Here is a 19,177-nt window from a genome sequence, read left to right on the forward strand (position 1 = left end):
TAAAGGGGTTTAAACATGATGCGAAATTTTTTCATCCATATCTCTAATAATGAATTCTTAAATAATCAAGCGAAAAAGTGGGGCTTTTTCCTTGGAGCAGATAAATTCATAGCGGGAACTACTATACAAAATGTTTCAAAAGCGGTTAAACAACTGAATGCAACTGGAATAAGTTGTACACTAGATAATTTAGGGGAATTTGTATTGGATAAGACAGAAGCTAGCAAAGCAAAGGATAAAATCTTATTATTGCTGGAAGCCATTGAACACGAAAACATGGATTGCCATTTATCCGTTAAATTAACACAACTTGGGTTAGATATTGACCAAGACTACTGTATTTTAAATATGACAGAAATTCTTGATCTCGCAAAAAAATATAACATTTTTGTCAATATTGATATGGAAGATTACGCCCATTATGAGCAGACATTAACGATTCTGAAATATCTACGTAAAAATTATACAAATGTAGGTACGGTTATCCAAGCTTATTTATATCGGTCAGAAGATGATTTAATGGACCTTAAAGATGTACGTATACGTTTGGTAAAAGGCGCTTACAAGGAGGATGCAAAAGTAGCTTTTCAAAACCAACAAGAAATAGACGATAACTTTTTGCGACTTTGCAAAAAAAGACTTTTAGATGGGGCGTTTACCTCATTCGCTACACATGATCATCACATTATTGATGAATTAAAAAATTTTGTTAAAGAGAATAATTTGGATCAAGAATGTTTTGAGTTTCAAATGCTTTATGGATTTCGAAACGATTTACAGTCTAAACTCGCTAAAGAAGGCTATCATTTTTGTACTTACATTCCATTTGGTGATGACTGGTTTGGGTATTTTATGCGCCGCCTAGCAGAACGTCCGCAAAACTTGAATTTGGTTATAAAAGATGCCTTTTACACAGATAATAACCGATTAAAAAGAAGACCTGTGATTACAAGTCTTTTCATTGTATCCTTTGCGACGATTTGCTGTATAAAGGCAAGAAGGAGAAAATCATAAACTTATTTAAGAACAAAGGCGCAAGCGCCCGTTTAGCAACGTAGCGAGTGGAACGAATCAACTAAAGTTTTAGGAATCACGGTGAGGAACGAACCGGTGATGACTTATCGTAGGGCGATTTCGTGAAGTCGCCTAGTCGCTGGGCGCTGGAGCCGGACGAGGCCCATTCGGTTATTTGGTTACGCCATAGCATCAAATTTTATACTTTCTTATCTTTTAAAGTAAAACGTCATTCAGCAGGAGGTTAATCCTATCTCCCACTGAATGACGTCATCATTTTGCCCCTACTGCCATTTTCGTATATTACTCTTCTATAAAGTAGATTTTCTAGCTTAGCATGCAATCAGTAAGCATTGTACAACGAATATTATTACTTCATTCCGCAAAACAGACGAAGCATCTCTCCTAAAAAGGGGCACTTCGTCTGTTGATTCTTTCCATATAACGACATTCTATTTCTCTTTTGGAAAAGCTGGTTTAGAAAACGCGCTTTTGATGGGCTAAAACTACCGAATATAAGAAACATTTCGCTTTACGATCGCATCTTTGAGCCACTTTGGATGCATACGAAGGAGGTCATCTGGTAGCTGGTTTATATCAAAGTAACGCACATCTAACGTTTCATCATTTTTCCCAACGACATTTCCCCCAATTACTTCACATGCAAAACAATTGGTTACGAAATGACTTACGTTTCCATTCGGATAAGAAAAAACTTGCGACTCTGGATCAGAATAAACGCCTATCAATCGGTTTACTTTAACATCTAAGCCAGTCTCTTCACGAATCTCTCTAATAATCGCTTCCTCCACTGTTTCTCCCGGCTCAACATGTCCAGATGGTATCCCCCATAATCCATTATCTGCTCGTTTCATTAATAACACACGCTGATCACGATTAAATATGATCCCTGCTACGCCAGCTTTAATTGCTTCAGGCCATGCAAAATCTGGCGGCGTCCAGTTTTTCATGACGATGCTTTGATCAAAAAGCGCTTTTAAATTCGATACCGTAACATCTGAATTACGAAAATCTCTTGCTGATGGAAATGCCTTCACTTGCTTATCGGATACTAAAACAGCTGGTATTCCGGCTTGATGTGCACCCAATATATCTGTAGATGGATTATCACCAATCATCACCGCTTTTGTAGTAGCATCCACATTCTCAAGCGCTTTTTCAAACATATACGGGTAAGGTTTTCCGATAATAAATGGTCTTTGATCTGTTGATGCATGAAGCGCTTCTATAATTGCCCCAACGGCTGGCAAAGGCCCATTTGGCGTAGGGAATGTTTTATCTGGGTTCGTTGCAACAAATTTTGCTCCTTGATGAATACATGCTGCAGCATGTTGAAGATCATAAAAAGAGAGGTCATTGCTCCATCCGACAACGACAGCCTCTACTTCTGTTTCTACTTCTGTATCCATTCCAACCTGCTTGCATTCCCATTTTAAATGTTCATCGCCTAAAATAAATGCAGTATGAATGCTTTCCCTTAGTAAATATTGTGCCGTTAACCAAGAGGAGGTAATCACTTCCTCTTTGCTTACTTCTATCCCAAGACGCGATAATTTCTTCACCGTTTTTTCTCTTGTTGTACATGGGTCATTCGTTAAAAACCGAATATCTTTATTCGCTCGCCGAAGTCGTTGAAGTGATTCCACTGCCCCGTAAAGAGGTTCATCCCCGATAAAAACAACCCCATCCAAATCAAATAAAAATCTATCAAACTCATCAACTATCGCCATTATTTCCTCTCCTTAGAATCGGTAATAGAACTTAGTTATTACCCATTCTAATAGAAAAACGATATAATTTCACTACTATTTCGCTGGTTTCATCGATTTATATATGGCAAACGGGGGAAATTTCCATTCCTGTTTCCAATGATGAAAAGGATGCTTTTCTTGGATCGATTTTAATTCTGCTTCAGGAATATCTTTTAACGTTGGCTCTATAAGTTCTAATCCTTGGAAACCAGCTTCTGTTAAAAGCTCCTCATAGACAGACTTCGGCCAATGAAAATCACGCAATATTAAGTCCTCTTGCTGGTCTAAATGTAACCATTCTTGCCGCGCTTCACCGCACCTATATGTTTTTCCCTTCCTTCCATTTTGAAACGTAGAAAACTCAATCCCCGTAGAATCCGGGTTCGTATCTAAGATAATAAAAGAAGCTTGAGGAGTTAAAACGCGATAAATCTCCTTCATAATTGTTAAAATTTGTTCTTTTTTCTCCGTATTAATAAATACATAACATGCCATAGCTGCATCTACTGAATTATCTTGCAGAAAAGAAAGATTATCATTATTTATTAAATGATATTTTATATTTGGATGGCTCCGTTTTTCCGATGCGATGTTAATCATCTCTTTGGACTCATCTACAGCGTAAACATTTACTCCCGTTTTTTCCGCTAATCGATACGATACCTTTCCTGGACCGCAACCATAATCAAGTACACTTGCTATCTTGGAGTTTGACCGTAGTGTTTCAAAAACAAATCGAAAACCTAATATTTGTTCAAGTATGTCATTATAAGCTTCAAACTTATTCGCGATATCACTTTTTTTAAATGACGTTTTCATACGATACCTCGCTATCATTCTAATTTACTTGCTTTGTAGAATGGGCCATTTGTTAACTACTAAATGCTGATATACTGGCCACAACTGATGATAAAGGGAATAATCCATTGGTCTTTGATAAGCTATATATTGATACAAACTAAAAAGTAACACAACTTGCTTCCAATATTCTGGTAAATCAAGCTGTTCAATTTCACTGCCAGTCATGCTTATATGGTCATTTCTTAATAAGGCTTCATATTTTAATACCATTTCTATGGCAGGCCAATTATTACCGCTTGGCATACGCGGAAATTCAAACATTGCCTTTTTATGCTTGGATACAGAACTCGCTTCATGAAGCACACTTTCCGTCCAATGATCATCTGGCTGATAAATATGGATAGATCCAACATGGTGAAAGAATTCTCCTATTTCTAAATCAAGTTCTCTTGCCATTAATTCTTGCATCCATGTAAAGGAAAAAATATCACTAACCATGCCGCGAAATGCATCATTTGCGCGCATAAACGAGGCCATATACAATTTGCCCTCTCTTACAAAAAACTGCAATCCTAAAGTACAAGAGATGTCCATATTATTGGCTATTACTAGTTCTGTTGCATCAAATATCTGAATAAACGCTCGTTTGGAATCAGGATCGTTATTCATTAATAAATCTTTAATTTGGTTCCATTGGTTTATTTTCGCATTGCCAAACTCAAAAATTTTTGGACCATATGCTGTGCCTGTCAATGTTTTTCCATTCATGGAATACGCACGCATTTTCTTATTATAATAACCGATAAACGCTAGGCTATTGTCACCTGCTGCATACCATAAAGCTTCAGCAAAATTAAATACTATATTTGTTTTTCTGCTAGGCAAATAGCAGATTCTTTCTATCGGATTTTCAATAGTCAAGTGATAACTTAGTTTCTCACGGCTTTTATTTCCACGCGGCGCATTATAAAACTGTGGCTCATTATATACCGTGTCAAGCGTTTCAATATACGCCTCATGGAAGTTGTTAAATCGCATGTATGTCATCCTCCAGTTAAATTATAAGTTCATTTCTTCTAGTTTGGTTAAATAGTCTGCTTCTTCTTGATAATACATATAAGTAACAGGAGCCATAGATTCTAAACCTTGAATTAAAAACGCATAGTCTTTTCCTTCTTCTAATAACAAAATAATTGGTTTTTGTAATGCGGATGCCCAACCAATTTCAATATGGGTACCTGGAGAAGGTGGAGATCCTGGAAAGGCGACAAATAGATCACAAGCGCTTATTTCTGCAAAATCGATTGCTGTACATTCATGAGGCGTCATAAAATCTTTTCCCCACCCTTCCCGCTTGTGTGCATTATGAACAGTAAAGCCTTTATCCTCAAAATAAGAGATAAGCTGCATTAGCTTTTGCTTTTCATGATGATCCATTACTCCCGTTTTTGGGTTGACAAGACTTTTAAATGGACCTGCAAGAAATAGTTTTTTGCGTTGACTCATTTACTCACTCCTTAAAAATAAATAGGTACCCTTGGATACATGTAATGCGGTATACTATTTATCCTTTCTTTATGAAGTCTGTACTGCTTTTTCCTAAGTAGGTTGATGCTAATTTATTGTTCAATCATTGCAATATTGATACTTCCTACTACTTAAGTAAAAAACAGTCTATACATGGTTATGTTGGTTTTTTGTTTCATAGAACACCCTTTTACAAAAACTATGTAGCGAGTTCGCTTTCCTATGTTATCTTCACTCGCTTGAAACTTTTTACAGCAATGAATCGTACTAAAAACATAAGGAGGAAAAACGATGCTAAAAAACTCGGCCTAGTATTTGGTATTATCCTATTCTTATGTTTGATCCCCAGCACCGTTTTTGCCGTTGATTTTTCCATTAATCAAAGCAGAGTGGATGCCTATTTACAGAATGATGGGGAAGTTCATGTAAACGAGCAGCATACGTACCAGTTTGACGGCGAATTTAATGGCATGACTCGTACCCTAATTCCTTCAAAGGATGCATCTATTCATAACGTAACTGCTAAGGAAGCTGGAAAAGATTTAAAAGTAAAGCAAGAAGAGAATGTTTATAAGATTTATCGAAGTGGTAAGGACGAAACCGTTACGATTCAACTGTCCTATACCATTAAAAATAGCCTTCAAGCTTATTCTGATCTGGTTGTATTTTCTTGGTCTTTTTTTGATAGTGAAAATGAAACGGATTATGAGCATTTCGATGCATTTATCCACCCACCGGAAAAAACAGAAAATAGCGTTGCCTACGGTGAAGATGAAGCTTTTAAAACAGAGAAACAAAAAGAGGATGGTACGATTCATTTTGCCATGGGGTATGTGGATTCTTATGAAAATGGAGCTATTACTGTTAGTTATGATCGGTCTCTTTTTCCGGGTGTTTCTATTACGGAAGAGAAACTCATACGCGAAGAAATGCTTGCAACGAAGCAAGCATTGCTCGATAAAGAACAAGCATTTTTAAACAGAAAATCAACGTTAAAAGAAATATCACCTTATGTGATAAGTATTTTTAGCCTACTTAGCTTGTTCCTACTATTTGTTGCCTGGAGGAAAAAGCAAGTACAAGAATTAGAATTGGCGCGTTTGTCAGAATCCGTACACTTTTTACCTAAACAAGAAATGAGTTTACCAGCAACGGTCGCTTATATGAAGCATGGCAAAGTCGGTTCTACAGTAATGACTGCTGCTTTACTTGATTTAGAACGAAAAGGATTCATTCAACGGGATAACGATGATTTGCATAAGTTTACTGTGATCCATGAACAAACAGACCATCAACATGAGAAAATACTTATTGACTTGTTATTTTATACGGTTGGAAATAATGGGGTATTTTGCACGAACGATTTAAAAGAATTTATGGAAAATAAAGCAAATCAAGACATGTATCAAAAAGAACTTTACCGCTATAATTATACTGTCACGAAGGAAATCAAAGAGCATCATCTCGTTGATAAAAAAACGGGTACTCGTATAATGGCAGGCGTATTAAGCTTTCTTATCATCCCATTCAGTATCGTCTTTGCCATGCACGAACTATACGCTAGTATGACGATCACGAGCTTCTTATTTGTTTTTCTTGCTTTATTTGCTATCCTTTATCGACCACGAACGTTAAAGGGAGCACGAATTTATAAACAGTGGAAGGAATTTGAAGAAAAAACCTTACAACCTGAAAGTACTTCTTTAGAGAATCTTACTGACGATGAACAAAAACGCGGTTTGATTTATGGGGTAGGAGTTAACCATACTCCACTCCATACAAAGTGGACGACTTCCAACAAGCAGCTATTGCATCATTCCACATCAGCTGAGGCAAGTTCGGATGATCATACGGATGTCATGATGCTTGTACTCGCTACAGCTGCTATTAACACACAATTTCACGACGCACAGACAGCAGTAACTGCAGACACAACAAGTGCCTCCATCGGTGCAGGAAGCGGTGCTGGAGCTGGCGGAAGTGGCGGAGGATCAGGCGCATTTTAACCACTTTCTACATTAGAAGAACTTGGCTTATCATTACGCTTTATGGTGATGAAACGTTCGTTGCTTATACGGTAGTCCTTAAAAATTCTATACTCTCCTATAGAGCCGTAATAATCAAAACCACCAGTGTGAATGAACTGCACCCCAATTTTTAGACACAACTCTAATAAATGGAGGTGCAGTTTTTTATGGCTAAATTCACCAATGTTGAAAAAATACAAGCAGTCATTCGCTATCAAAGTGGTGCAGAAGGCGTAAAGTCAATGGCTAAATCCATAGGAGTTGACCNTTTTACATAACCGTTGGCAAAGTCAAGAGTTTTCGAAACCATAAAATAAAGAGAAAGAGTTCCCTAGCTTCTTTCTAGCCTCAAAAATATTTCTCTTTAAAAAGACTTAGTGCTCTTTGTTAATTTTTTCATAAATTCTTCCAATCATTTCATTTGTCTTTGATGAATCGATACCTCTTCTTACAGCTGTTTCAATAACAACATAGAGTATGAAATAAAAGATTATGCTACATATTATAAATCACTAGCGTTGCATAAAATTGGTTTGAAAATTCAGTAATCATTTGCACAAGATTTTTTGCCAATAAGACATTACCTAAGCAAAGGTGGGCTGTCCATTTGGAAAAATTATACAATTAAACTGTTAGCAACAACGACAGTGTATGTATTTACGGAATAGATCTATCGTCAAATCTGCGGATCCAGATGTACGCAGGTTTCCACAGCACTTTATTTAACCAGCGGCTAATTCGGAGTAAGGACTTCTTACTCCTCATCTCTAACTGGATAAGTACATGTAAACAGTAAGCAATGAGCGCAAGGAAGATTTGATTTTGAATGGCAGTTTCGCTCATACCATAAAAGTGTTTGATCTCTACATGCTGTTTGAGCCATTTGAAAAATAGCTCTATGGCCCACCGTTGACGGTAAATTTCACTAATCTCTTCGGAATTTAGATCGAAACGGTTAGTAATTAATCGCAAAATGTTCCCCTTTGTATCCACTACTTCAAGTAGACGGAATACATTCTCTGTGCGATTTTGCGTCGAACCGATGTAAACCATCTTGTCGGATAAAGCTGTAGCATCTTTAGGTACAGAAAATGATTCTACTTCACGAATGACGGCGTTTTTCTTTAGTCTGGACACGAAAAAGTAGCCTTCATCCGTCATTCGGTCAAATCGTTCATAGTCAACATATCCACGGTCAAACACATACATGGCTTCTTTGTCATCTACGAGAACTTCCAGTTGATTTCTGTCATGTTCTTTGGCTGTTGTAATCACAGTTTTTTCAGGATAGACGGTGCCCTTATCCATAAATACAAGTCGTAAATGTAGCTTAACTCCTGCTTTTGTTTTACGGAATTTCGCCCACTTATGATTCGTTAAGTTTAATGGAAGCGTGCTAGAATCAATGATTTTTAATGGCATGTATTTCCCATTTTTAAATTGGAGACCTTTGATTTTGTATGCAAGATCAAAGAATAAATGGGAAAGGATGGCTGGATTCATTTCATTGTTCTTCCTTGAAAGTTGCGATGGGCTAATCGATTCAAACCCCAATACTTTCTGAAGTTCACCATCTATTAGTGCATCGCTCATCTCTTCCAAGCTCTCAAATCCTTGTAATTGAGCAAGCAACAGCAACTTTATATACGCTTCCGTTGTCAGTTTTTTTGTGTAGTAATCTTGTTTATTTTCTTCTACTTGTTCATATAGTTTTTTCGTATTTATAGGTGAAACCCATTTACCAAATGATGATTTTAGTGTATTCTTGTCCATGCAGTTATCCTTTACTTTTGGATTTGGACAGGAACCACCTGTACTTCCATTGTAAAGGATTTTTTTGTTGTATGAACACTAATTTTTGAACATTTTTAGTATTTTTAATCATCAGATTTAATTAATGCAACGCTAGTGATTATAAATAAACTTAATGATATTTCCATTCTTACACCTCAAATAATTTTCTACTACAAACACTTTATCATAATTATTCAAATAATCAAATAAGATTATGAGGTATGTATCTCTTTTTATCTTACAAGGATAAAGTTATTGTTGTACTTGGGAATTATTTTAAGTTTTAAACCAACTGTGTGTTGTACTTCTTACTGACAATAGCATGCTCCACCCACATCTAAAATATCAATTTCCTTAAATTCACACATTTAACAATCTATACAACGATGGGTTGAAATCTAAACATTTATCTGTAAGGTTTAATCACCAAAAGTAAATAAGGCGCATACGGAGTAAGGAGTAAAATCGTGCGTCAAAAGCTAGAGCAAAACAACATTGGCATGCATCACATACAACCGCCATTTTCAATATCGAAGCAAAACTTACCAAATCAACTATTGTAGAAAAACAAGCCTGCATATCCACTTACTCCTCCCATGGAATGCGCGTTATCATCATGAACGATACCTCGTTTATACCCACCTATGCACCCGTTATACTCCGTTGCTGCATAGCGTTTCGGTCATTTCCAAAGGTAGAAAAATTTTTCTTTCTACAAAGGATTCAAAATATTCCACAGTTTTTCCTCCACTAAATTGTAAAGAATCATAGAGTTAAGGTCGCTATATAACACTTCTTTATTTAACGTATATGTCATTTTTTCCTTGCAAATTTGCTCAAGTACTTCCTCCCCCCCAAGTCCTTCTTTATAAAAGTGGCGATGTGCTGCTAATCCTGATGTGTGCGCTAGTACATGCCCTAGTCGAATGCTTTCTTTTCCATTTTGTGCAAATAAAGGGTGAAAAAAGCTAACCAAGTCATCCAAACGCACTTCTCCATTATCGACTAACTTTAAAAAGGCGGTAAAGTGGCAACTACTTTGGTAAGGGAGGTGAGATCAAACATTGTATTGAGTTGCAACGGAGCTTGGGTTGGATAAACCACGCGATTACCTATCGCTTCCTTGAGCACTACTTCATTTTGATAAGAAACTTGTATAACGACAGCAGGTATATGCTTCAGGTCCATTTCTTTTTGCAGAACATCTAAAACTACTTGTCTCATGAATCGCCTCCTGATTCCAATAGCTTTTTAAATGAGGTATAGCTTTTCCAAACCTCATAACCTAGCTTTTTATAAAAATCTACTAGTCCCGTCCAATCAATAACAATCTTTTGTATACCCCGGTTTCGCAGTTCAGCAATTCCCGCTTCCACTACTGCCAAACCATAGCCTTGCCCACGTTCTAAAGCATCGATACCTAATGGCCCTACGCCACCAAGTGCTGTTTCAAATAACGGAGCCCAGTAGACATTTTGAGCAATAATGGGTGAATTGGGATCGTTAATTCGACAAAATCCAATGAGTCGTCCACGTTTTCTCATGACGACAAATTCACGACCTGTTCCACCAAATTCAAAATACTTTATTGCTTCATATTCCCATCTGCCTGGAAAACAACGATGTAAAAAAGCTAAGAAATTCTTCTTTTCCCTTGTATGAAGTACAGAAAAATCGATTTCTGGAAAGTCAGGCTTTGTAACTGTGGTGGTCTTATTGTACGTTTTTAATAAATCATGCTCCGTTCCATATGCTTTATACCCTGTTGCCAAAAACCACTGTTTTGTTTGTTCATTATGGATTGGAATACCCGGAAAGTAATGCCAAGGATCACGGCCTAGCAAAATTTGCTGTATTCCTTGCTTATGTAAAACTTCTTCTGCATGTTCAAGCAACTTTGTCCCAATCCCTTTATTTCTATATCGATGATCTACGAGAAGCACTTGAATCCAGCCTGTTGTTTTAGACATTTGCACCTGAATCTTTTCCTGCCACACTTTCACAATAATGAAACCGATAACATCATTGTCATTATTTAAGACAATCCATGAACTATCACGACACACATTTTTATCTTGAACGCTATTTTGTTTAAAAAGGGAATCACGCATTGGGAATGCAAGCCCTAACTCCCGATTCCACAGATTTATCAACTTTTCAACATAAGTTTCGTCCCAAGCTACTGTTTTCATCTCATCAGCTTCTTTCTCGATTGATGGTAGTTCTCTACAAATGCAACCGCATCAATGACGACATTTTTTACTTTTAAGACGGCGAACCACCCCTAACGACAGGCTCCACTTTTTGCAAGACTAGCTGTACATCCCTTTCCTGTGTAGCAATTGATCTGAAATAAATCAATCTAGCTAAATATACCACCTGCTAAAACAATAGGAATTGGCTCTGCTTGATTAGAAACATGTTTTAACTAGAAGTAGATTCTCCCATTCCTAATTCGTCCACATTCACGCCCTGCCCTTTGCTTTCGCCCCTCCGCCATCAATACCTAAAAAACACATCATAATCGCCCCCATGAGAAAAACTTGGCTTGTCAACAAGTCATATGACAAAAGTCTTCTTTGTTTTTCTTCTACCATCAAAACTAAAATTTTACTTTCCTGTAGTAAAATGAAAGGATTAACCCTTCATGAGCTAACCCTCCATCTACCATTCAAATTATATTTTCACCATTGCCATTTAAGGAAATCAACCGCATCCCTCGTTGCCCCTAAATGCTTGACACTATCCTCATATTGTAACGAAGCAACACACATAAAGAGGATGTCAATAACTTGCAATTGGGCAACCCTAGAAGATGTAGCTCCGCTTCGAAAAGTTGGTTCATTTGTCGCTGACGTATATAAATTGATCTTCGCTTGATCGCCTACATTCGAACTTCCATACTTGGTTAAACTAATCGTCGTAGCTTGATTTTCATTTGCTAATTGTAATATTTTCGTGATCTCTTGCGTTTCCCCTGAAAAAGAAATACCTACCACCACATCGTCCGCTGAAGTATTTGCCACGAGCGTTGCAGCCATATGCATATCTTTAAAAGCATATACTGTTTTATCAATGCGTAAAAATTTATGCTGGGCATCTTCTGCAGCAATACTGGAAGCACCTACCCCAATAAAATGGATCTGCCTAGCTTCTCTCAGTGCATCGACTGCTTTTTGTAGCTCCTCTGTATTCAATAAATCAGCTGTTTCCCTAATAGTTTGAATGGAGTTATCGGTCATTTTTTTAATAATAGAACTTGCCGATTCATTCGGTTGGATATCTTGGTAGCCTACATGATCATCTGGCTTTTGTAAATCGCCAGCAATCCTTAATTTTAAATCTTGAAATCCTTTCAAATGAAGTGATTTACATAAACGTATGACTGCTGCACCACTCGTAGAACTCCGCTTTCCTAACTCATTTGCTGTTAGCGAAATCGATTCTTGTGGATGATCTAAAATATAAGCTGCAATCTTTTTTTCAGAAGGAGGTAATTTTTCCAACATCTCCGTTAATATAATTAAACCACCATTTGTCATGCTATCAACTCACTTTGTATTTTATTTCTTTTTTCACTATAGTAGTTTTATCGTATAAGCAAAACGACGTCACCATATCAATTTGGCTATAAACCAGTTTTTTCTAATCTTCATTGTATAAGGATAGCCCACGTTATAATAGGAATTTATGCTCCAGCATAGTTAGTGTTTACGTAGGTCGAAACCACTTATTGGTATAAAAGATACGGTTCTCTTACTTGTCGAAAAGATTCCAATTCATCTTCACAAGCATTTACAAACACCTTTGCCTTTTCTTCTAAAATAAATTGTCTGAGCGATTTTGTTCCAGCTAATAAATCGAAAAAGTATTTATTGTTTTCATTCGTTATAAATGAAAATGCATCTGGGTAAAGTGAAGCTACAATTTCAAGTAATAGGATACCTGTTACTACAGAGTTTAACAGATGACGATCTTCTATATGAAGTTGAACGCCTCCACATAATTGATTCTTATATTTTTGATAAAAAGGTGTAAACGATGTCGGTCTGGCTAGCACACCAGGGATGTTTCTTTGATTAAAAGCGCTAGCTAATATTTGCCCATCTATAAACGGAGCACCAATAACTTCAAATGGTTTCGTTGTACCTCTACCTTATGATAAATTCGTCCCTTCAACGAGACAAGTCCCCGGATACAGCATACTCATATCCAGTGTCGGCGTGTTGGGAGAAGGTGGCACCCAGAATAGACCAGTCTGATCAAAGTACATCGTTCTCCTCCAACCAACCATATGAATCACCGTCAATTCACAATAATAACCAAATACATGTTTAAATAAAACAGCAAGTTCGCCAACTGTCATGCCATGCCTATTCGGAATTGGCAAGAGCCCAACAAAAGAACGAACATCTTCTTCTACTACATTACCTTCCATTTTTATACCGCCGATTGGATTAGGTCGATCCAGCACGACAACATGCTTTCCTTCTTCCATACACGCTTCCATCACGTATGCCATCGTATAAATAAATGTATAATACCGCGAACCAATATCTTGTAAATCAAAAACAATGACATCTACAGGTTCAAGCATCTCTTTTGTCGGTTTTCTAGTCGTTCCATAAAGACTATACACTGGTAGCCCCGTATAAGGATCAACAGTTGAAGTAACCTTTTCCCCTTCTTTAGCGTCCCCTCGTATACCATGTTCAGGAGCATAGAGTGCAGTAAGTTTAATATGTGGGTGATGGTAAAATAAATCAATAGCAGGAATTAACTGTTGATTCACCCCCGTCATATTCGTTACTAGACCAATTTTTTGATGTTTAAACTGCTTGTATGCTGTTTCTAAAAACACTTCCAACCCGAGCTTCATATAAAGTGTCCCCACTTTCATCTCTATCTGGAAGATAAAGTAAAATCATGTTCAATCTCCTGCACTTTAGCAATACGATCTACCTTTTTTATTATGGAAATATCGTTACAGGAGATGTACCACTTACTTTCTCCTTGCCAAAAACTGCTCCCGCTGCTACCTGTAAAGCGGGATAAGTAAATTCATATGTGTTGATATATGCTTTCACTTGTGGGATATACCGCAAGTCATAGGGGCTTCGCATGGCAATAACGACAAATGACAACTGAGCTTGCGCTAACTTTTCAACTAGCGTTACCTGCTTACTACCTATCGTAATGGTCAACGTACCAACAAAAATAAAGTCATAATGATGTGCTTTAGCAACGATTTCTTCTATATCAAGTGCTGTCATATCATCCGTGACATCTATCTTGTCAACTTCTTTATGATAGCTCTTTACTGCTTCATCTAGCGCATGTGTCGTATGCCGTTTATCTTCCACCCCCATCGTCCCTCCATCGTTTGGCCAAAGGACAAGCACGCGATCCTTTTCCTTTAAGGAAACCGGGATAACGTTTTCATTTTTAACAACCGTTATACTTTCCTTATACATTTGATAAGCTATCTCCTCGTGTTGTTTACAGTTTATAACTTTTGGAACCGCCTCTTCACCCACAAGCTGGATATCATCCCAATGTAAGTATTTTTCCTTTAGGGAGTCTATTCGTCTAATGGATTGCGTAATAAAACTTCGATCTAACTCATTTGCTTCTATTAACTGAATGATTTTTTGAATCGTATCTTGTTGTTTGTTAGCTGTATGAGAAATTATAAGTAAATCAACACCAGCTTTGATAGCCTCCACGGCACTCTGTTCTGTCCCAACTCCATTGGCAATTGCACGCATCTCCAAACAGTCTGTCGTTACAACGCCGTCAAATGCTAATTCCGTTCTTAATAATTCAGTAATGACCTTTTTAGATAATGTAGCTGGAACACCTTGCTTTGATTCAATAGCTGGAAAATACACATGTGCGGACATCACCGTATCAGCGCCAGCGTCTATACTTGTTTGAAAAGGTAGTAGCTCAACTTTTTTTAATCGTTCCTTATGATGAGAAATAACGGGTAAATCAAGATGGGAGTCCACATTTGTATCACCATGACCAGGGAAATGTTTTAATGTCGTTATCACGCCACCATCTTGCATTCCTTGCATCATTTGCCTACCAAAATCTGCGACCATTTCAGCTGACTCTCCAAAAGAGCGGACACCAATAACAGGGTTATCTGGATTATTATTCACATCCAAAACAGGTGCAAGATTCCAATTAATCCCCAGTGCTTTTAGTTCCTTCGCAGTTGCTAGCCCGATGTGATAGGCATTCTTAGGATTATTCGTGGCACCTAACGCCATTGCTCCAGGAAATATTGTTGTTCCTTCACCTAAACGACGAACGACCCCATTTTCTTGATCTACACATATAAGTAACGGATGGGTATAGCCTGCTTTTTTTGCTTCTTTTTGCAAGTCTGTCGTAAGGCGAAGCACCTCTTCCGGTGTACCGATATTTCTACTAAAAAGGATCATACCGCCAATATGGTATTGATGCATCATTCTCCTAATATAGTCAGGAACTTCCTTACCCGGAAAACCAATAACCAATAATTTTCCTACTTCTTTCACAAGGCTTTTATTCATGGAAAACACCCTCTGGTATAAGTATATTTAGGCGCTGCTATTTGCCTATTATTTCTAACATTTTATTTGTTTCCTAATCAAGATTGTATACGTGTTTGAATCCGTCGATTTTCACTACAGGCGGACGCTTTCTTCAAGGCTGCTTGAGCCTCTTCACTCGCAAAAGCCAAGCTTATGCTGTTCTCAAAAGAGGAACCACCTTGCATCCAAGGGACTGATTACCTGCTCCTATTATTACTAGCTATCCATTTCTTGGAGGTTTATGAGATGTTTCTAGATAATGATCTTCGGATTATTTAAAACAATTCTTGCTTCTTGTAGGTGTAGCCACATTATAAAGACTCTTTCCCAGTGTACGTACGGACTTCATATACGTAAACTGTACACCTTGGTCATTCAAACTTGGATGTAGCACTTTTTAAACAAACCGCTTGTGCAAAAGATTTTTTCTTCTCTTTTATATTAGCATATTTATCCGCTTACCAAAACTTTATTTTATTTTTTAAAAAATATTCCGATTTAACATTTCAATTATTGTCCTGCTATCCTTCTACAATGGACTAGCACTAACAATTCTATGATAGAGATTTCTTCCTAAAGATCCCGCAGGCATTTGGTAAGGCCCGTCGAAATAAAGACGATCTTCTGCTAACTCTTCTATTACAACAATTTCATCTGCCAACCACTTTTTGATACGATATTGAACCGTATCCAAACGTGTAATCACTCCACCATATCGTATTTCAATGATTTCCCATCCAAACGGCTTATTCATAGAAAACCATAAATCTCTATGTGTATCTCTTAATTCAATGAGTTCCTCCTGTAACACTTTTATTTGCTCTAAATACATTTGCATATTCTCTTTATGAACGGTGTCGTATGCCTGTTTGATATGTATCCCGAGTTCTGCCTTGGTACTTAATACTCTCGCCAACTGCTCATAAAAGGCAAATAGAGAAAAAAACGTTGGATTGCGTTCTTTTGCTTGTGTTAATTGCGGGATCATTTGTTCATAATGTTTGCCTAAAGATAGCCCTTTAATATTTTCATCATATAAGCCGAGCAAAATATCTTGCCACAACAAAAATTTAGAAGGATTTGACGCATGTAAATTATTTTCCGAAACACCAGGCGTTTCATCAAATTGATGTAAAACCATAAAATCGTTATAATTAGCACCTACACAGCACGCGAATCTCGCTTGCCATGTTTTAGCATGAACGACTTGATGATACGTATGCTCTGCAAAAAGTTGTAGCATTGGCAATGCGGTTGTCATTGGCGTTTCAGCCCCGTTATCTCCCCACATTGTAGCAAAAACTTCCTTTACTCCTTCTTTTTTACATGCTGTTAAGGCTGCTTCTGTCGTTTGTATAGCTTTTCCATAGTTTGGAGCAATACCATTCCAAGTCCAAACCCCACCTGCAAATACTGAATTTGGTTTCAGAACTTGATGTCTTTTTATAAACGTTTGATAGAATGCTTGATCGGTATGATAGTAGTCCCAATAAACGAGCTGAACATCAGGAATAGACGCCACTACATCATCAGGTATCTCTGCTTCCAGGTCATAATATCCACCAGTTTTTGATCCAAGTCGAAAATACATATCACTCCAAAGCATTGGTTTTAAGCCAAGCTTTTCTGTCATGGCAACAACTGCTTGCAAATGTTTAGTCATAATCGCAAATCGCTGTTCATAACCATTTCTTTCTAAATATTTTCCGAGTCCTAACTGATGTGCTTCATCCATCCCGATATGTATTCGATTCGATTGAAATGGCTTGGAAGCAGCCGTTATCATCGCCTCGATAAAGGCATATGTTTTCGCCTCCCCTACAAGTAAAATATCCGCTGTATCCTTCATCTCTCCAGCATAATTCCACTTTAACGCTTCTGTTAAATGAGCTAGCGTCTGAATACATGGGATCATCTCTATCCCAAGGGTAGCAGCATATTGATCGCATGCTTTCAACTCATCCTCTGTATACCTCCCACGCATATAACCAAAATAGGGGTATTCTTCTACTTCATACGTATCTTCTGTATAAATCATCAGCACATTTAATCCCATTACTGCCATTTTTCGTAGCATGGCTTTCATTTCTGATACACGCATTACCGCATTTCTCGAAGCATCTAGCATAGCTCCGCTGCTATCGAATTGGGCTTCTTCTACCAATTCAAATTCTTGCTTTAGTTGGTACTGCTCCAGCCACAAACCTAACGCTCTAAAAAAATGAATCGGCTTTTCAAAACAGATTTGTCCGCTATACTGGTTTTTGGAAATATAAATAGAACCTTTCCTCTGTTGAACGTGAATTGGGAAACCATTGATATCATCTATTACAAACCCTAATTCTGTGGCAAGTATTTTTAATCCATCATGTACAACGCTTACGTCACCAACAAACTTTATCTTCATATCTATCCTCTCTCCCTTGGTAAGATAAAGTAAATGACTGCATCATCTGGTTATCAATTACTATTATCATATCACAAACAAAAGGCGGATGAAATAAATATTTAGAAATATTTTATTTTTCTGTAACTTGATTTCATTGTTTGAAGATGTTTGCCTAAAGATTGTACAATTCATTCTTTTACACGTTCAAACTGATTTTGTGTTCACTAAACTCGCTTGCAGTGCGTGGCAGATTAGATGGTACTATCTTCATGCATGAAATGACGCTTTTTTTATAAAGTGAAACTTCCATGCGCAGTGCTATTACTACTTGGCATGACTTATTATTTGAACTATCATATAATATTTTTAGATAAAATATGGTTTATTGGAGAACTTTTTTAAGAAACGAAATTAAAAATTAGGTGCGAACCCCAAGTGCACATGAAAACCCCGGGAGATTCGCACCAAAAATCACTTGCTTTTTTGGTGATTTTTATAATAAAGTTGAGAGTAACTAATCATATTTGAGATTTCTAATCTAAAAATGGACTGTTTTTGATTGTTTTTGTTAATTTTTAGGAAGAAATCGCAGTCGCACCTTGTATAGGTGCGTGGATTGAAATTACTTCGTTTGCTTCTGTATTATCTTTTTGCGTTAGTCGCACCTTGTATAGGTGCGTGGATTGAAATTTCACGGCGGCGGTCTTCTTCGCCGGGTCGTTGGTGTCGCACCTTGTATAGGTGCGTGGATTGAAATATGATAATGATGACATAAAAGACCAAAATGAGTTGTCGCACCTTGTATAGGTGCGTGGATTGAAATGTATAAAGCTACTACCATCAGCATTGCCACCGAAAGTCGCACCTTGTATAGGTGCGTGGATTGAAATCACCTGCATCAAATGAATAGCCGCCGCTTTTACCGTCGCACCTTGTATAGGTGCGTGGATTGAAATTTCTTTTACTAGTTTTTGTTGGCTTTTTGGTAAAAGTCGCACCTTGTATAGGTGCGTGGATTGAAATTCGCATTATTGTCATTGATAAAAATTAAATTTTTAGTCGCACCTTGTATAGGTGCGTGGATTGAAATCGTTGCTTGCGGAAACGTATGCGTCGATTATAACGGTCGCACCTTGTATAGGTGCGTGGATTGAAATCGAATTATAGGGATTACCATAATTGAAAGACTTAGTGTCGCACCTTGTATAGGTGCGTGGATTGAAATTTATCCGCTTATACCCCTTACGTATGCTTGATTCGTCGCACCTT

14 protein-coding genes, 1 pseudogene and 1 CRISPR repeat array (1 of these 16 running past the window's edge) are annotated in these 19,177 nt (G+C 37.4%); of the genes and pseudogenes, 2 read left to right on the forward strand and 13 right to left on the reverse strand.

Annotation, left to right across the window (positions count from 1 at the left end; translation table 11 throughout):
• Positions 1 to 15 precede the first annotated feature (15 nt).
• Complete coding sequence (locus tag B2C77_RS16330; RefSeq protein WP_077706009.1) at positions 16 to 1,014, forward strand: proline dehydrogenase family protein; 999 nt, start codon at positions 16 to 18, stop codon at positions 1,012 to 1,014.
• Between the two features lie 506 nt (positions 1,015 to 1,520).
• Here the strand turns inward: B2C77_RS16330 and B2C77_RS16335 are convergent.
• The 4 genes from B2C77_RS16335 to B2C77_RS16350 form a co-directional block, all read right to left on the reverse strand.
• A complete protein-coding gene (locus B2C77_RS16335; RefSeq protein ID WP_077706010.1) occupies positions 1,521 to 2,765 on the reverse strand; it encodes an HAD-IIA family hydrolase in 1,245 nt (414 codons plus the stop codon).
• A 75-nt stretch (positions 2,766 to 2,840) separates the two neighbouring features.
• Positions 2,841 to 3,605, reverse strand: a complete 765-nt coding sequence (locus tag B2C77_RS16340) for a class I SAM-dependent methyltransferase (RefSeq protein ID WP_077706011.1) — start codon at positions 3,603 to 3,605, stop codon at positions 2,841 to 2,843.
• Between the two features lie 24 nt (positions 3,606 to 3,629).
• Positions 3,630 to 4,625 carry a thymidylate synthase gene (locus B2C77_RS16345; protein ID WP_077706012.1) on the reverse strand — a complete coding sequence of 332 codons (996 nt, stop codon included), beginning with the start codon at positions 4,623 to 4,625 and terminating at the stop codon, positions 3,630 to 3,632.
• 21 nt (positions 4,626 to 4,646) lie between these two features.
• Entirely contained in the window at positions 4,647 to 5,093 is a 447-nt protein-coding gene (locus B2C77_RS16350; RefSeq protein WP_077706013.1) for a nucleoside 2-deoxyribosyltransferase, read from the reverse strand.
• Between the two features lie 359 nt (positions 5,094 to 5,452).
• Here B2C77_RS16350 and B2C77_RS16355 point away from each other — a divergent pair, with 359 nt between their 5' ends.
• Entirely contained in the window at positions 5,453 to 7,120 is a 1,668-nt protein-coding gene (locus B2C77_RS16355) for a DUF2207 domain-containing protein (protein ID WP_176087350.1), read from the forward strand.
• Between the two features lie 678 nt (positions 7,121 to 7,798).
• On the opposite strand, the gene B2C77_RS16360 is transcribed toward B2C77_RS16355, so the two are convergent.
• From B2C77_RS16360 to B2C77_RS16395, 9 genes and pseudogenes are all read right to left on the reverse strand, one after another.
• Entirely contained in the window at positions 7,799 to 8,914 is a 1,116-nt protein-coding gene (locus B2C77_RS16360) for an IS4 family transposase (protein ID WP_077702340.1), read from the reverse strand.
• A 733-nt stretch (positions 8,915 to 9,647) separates the two neighbouring features.
• Positions 9,648 to 9,920 (reverse strand): serine hydrolase, encoded by a 273-nt coding sequence (locus tag B2C77_RS16365; RefSeq protein ID WP_164085293.1) that lies wholly within the window; start codon positions 9,918 to 9,920, stop codon positions 9,648 to 9,650.
• Between the two features lie 26 nt (positions 9,921 to 9,946).
• Entirely contained in the window at positions 9,947 to 10,159 is a 213-nt protein-coding gene (locus tag B2C77_RS16370) for a serine hydrolase (protein ID WP_077706016.1), read from the reverse strand.
• Positions 10,156 to 11,127: a GNAT family N-acetyltransferase gene (locus B2C77_RS16375; RefSeq protein WP_077706017.1), complete on the reverse strand. Its 972-nt coding sequence runs from the start codon at positions 11,125 to 11,127 to the stop codon at positions 10,156 to 10,158. Before B2C77_RS16375 ends, B2C77_RS16370 begins: the two co-directional genes overlap by 4 nt.
• 492 nt (positions 11,128 to 11,619) lie before the next feature.
• Positions 11,620 to 12,477: a MurR/RpiR family transcriptional regulator gene (locus B2C77_RS16380; RefSeq protein WP_077706018.1), complete on the reverse strand. Its 858-nt coding sequence runs from the start codon at positions 12,475 to 12,477 to the stop codon at positions 11,620 to 11,622.
• Between the two features lie 188 nt (positions 12,478 to 12,665).
• Positions 12,666 to 13,079 (reverse strand): annotated as a pseudogene (locus B2C77_RS22535) (DUF1343 domain-containing protein); the annotation flags it as partial.
• A 12-nt stretch (positions 13,080 to 13,091) separates the two neighbouring features.
• On the reverse strand, positions 13,092 to 13,814 hold the full coding sequence (locus B2C77_RS22540) for an exo-beta-N-acetylmuramidase NamZ family protein (RefSeq protein WP_367946645.1): 723 nt from the start codon (positions 13,812 to 13,814) through the stop codon (positions 13,092 to 13,094).
• 91 nt (positions 13,815 to 13,905) lie between these two features.
• Positions 13,906 to 15,498, reverse strand: a complete 1,593-nt coding sequence (gene nagZ / locus B2C77_RS16390; RefSeq protein ID WP_077706019.1) for a beta-N-acetylhexosaminidase — start codon at positions 15,496 to 15,498, stop codon at positions 13,906 to 13,908.
• Between the two features lie 550 nt (positions 15,499 to 16,048).
• The gene (locus B2C77_RS16395) at positions 16,049 to 17,926 is read right to left on the reverse strand and encodes a beta-N-acetylhexosaminidase (RefSeq protein WP_077706020.1); all 1,878 of its coding nucleotides are present in this window, start codon (positions 17,924 to 17,926) and stop codon (positions 16,049 to 16,051) included.
• Positions 17,927 to 18,499: 573 nt separating this feature from the next.
• Positions 18,500 to 19,177: a CRISPR direct-repeat array (repeat unit 32 nt; unit sequence GTCGCACCTTGTATAGGTGCGTGGATTGAAAT); it runs 953 nt beyond the window's last position.

The sequence above is a fragment of the Virgibacillus dokdonensis genome (assembly GCF_900166595.1).
GTDB lineage: Bacteria > Bacillota > Bacilli > Bacillales > Amphibacillaceae > Virgibacillus > Virgibacillus dokdonensis.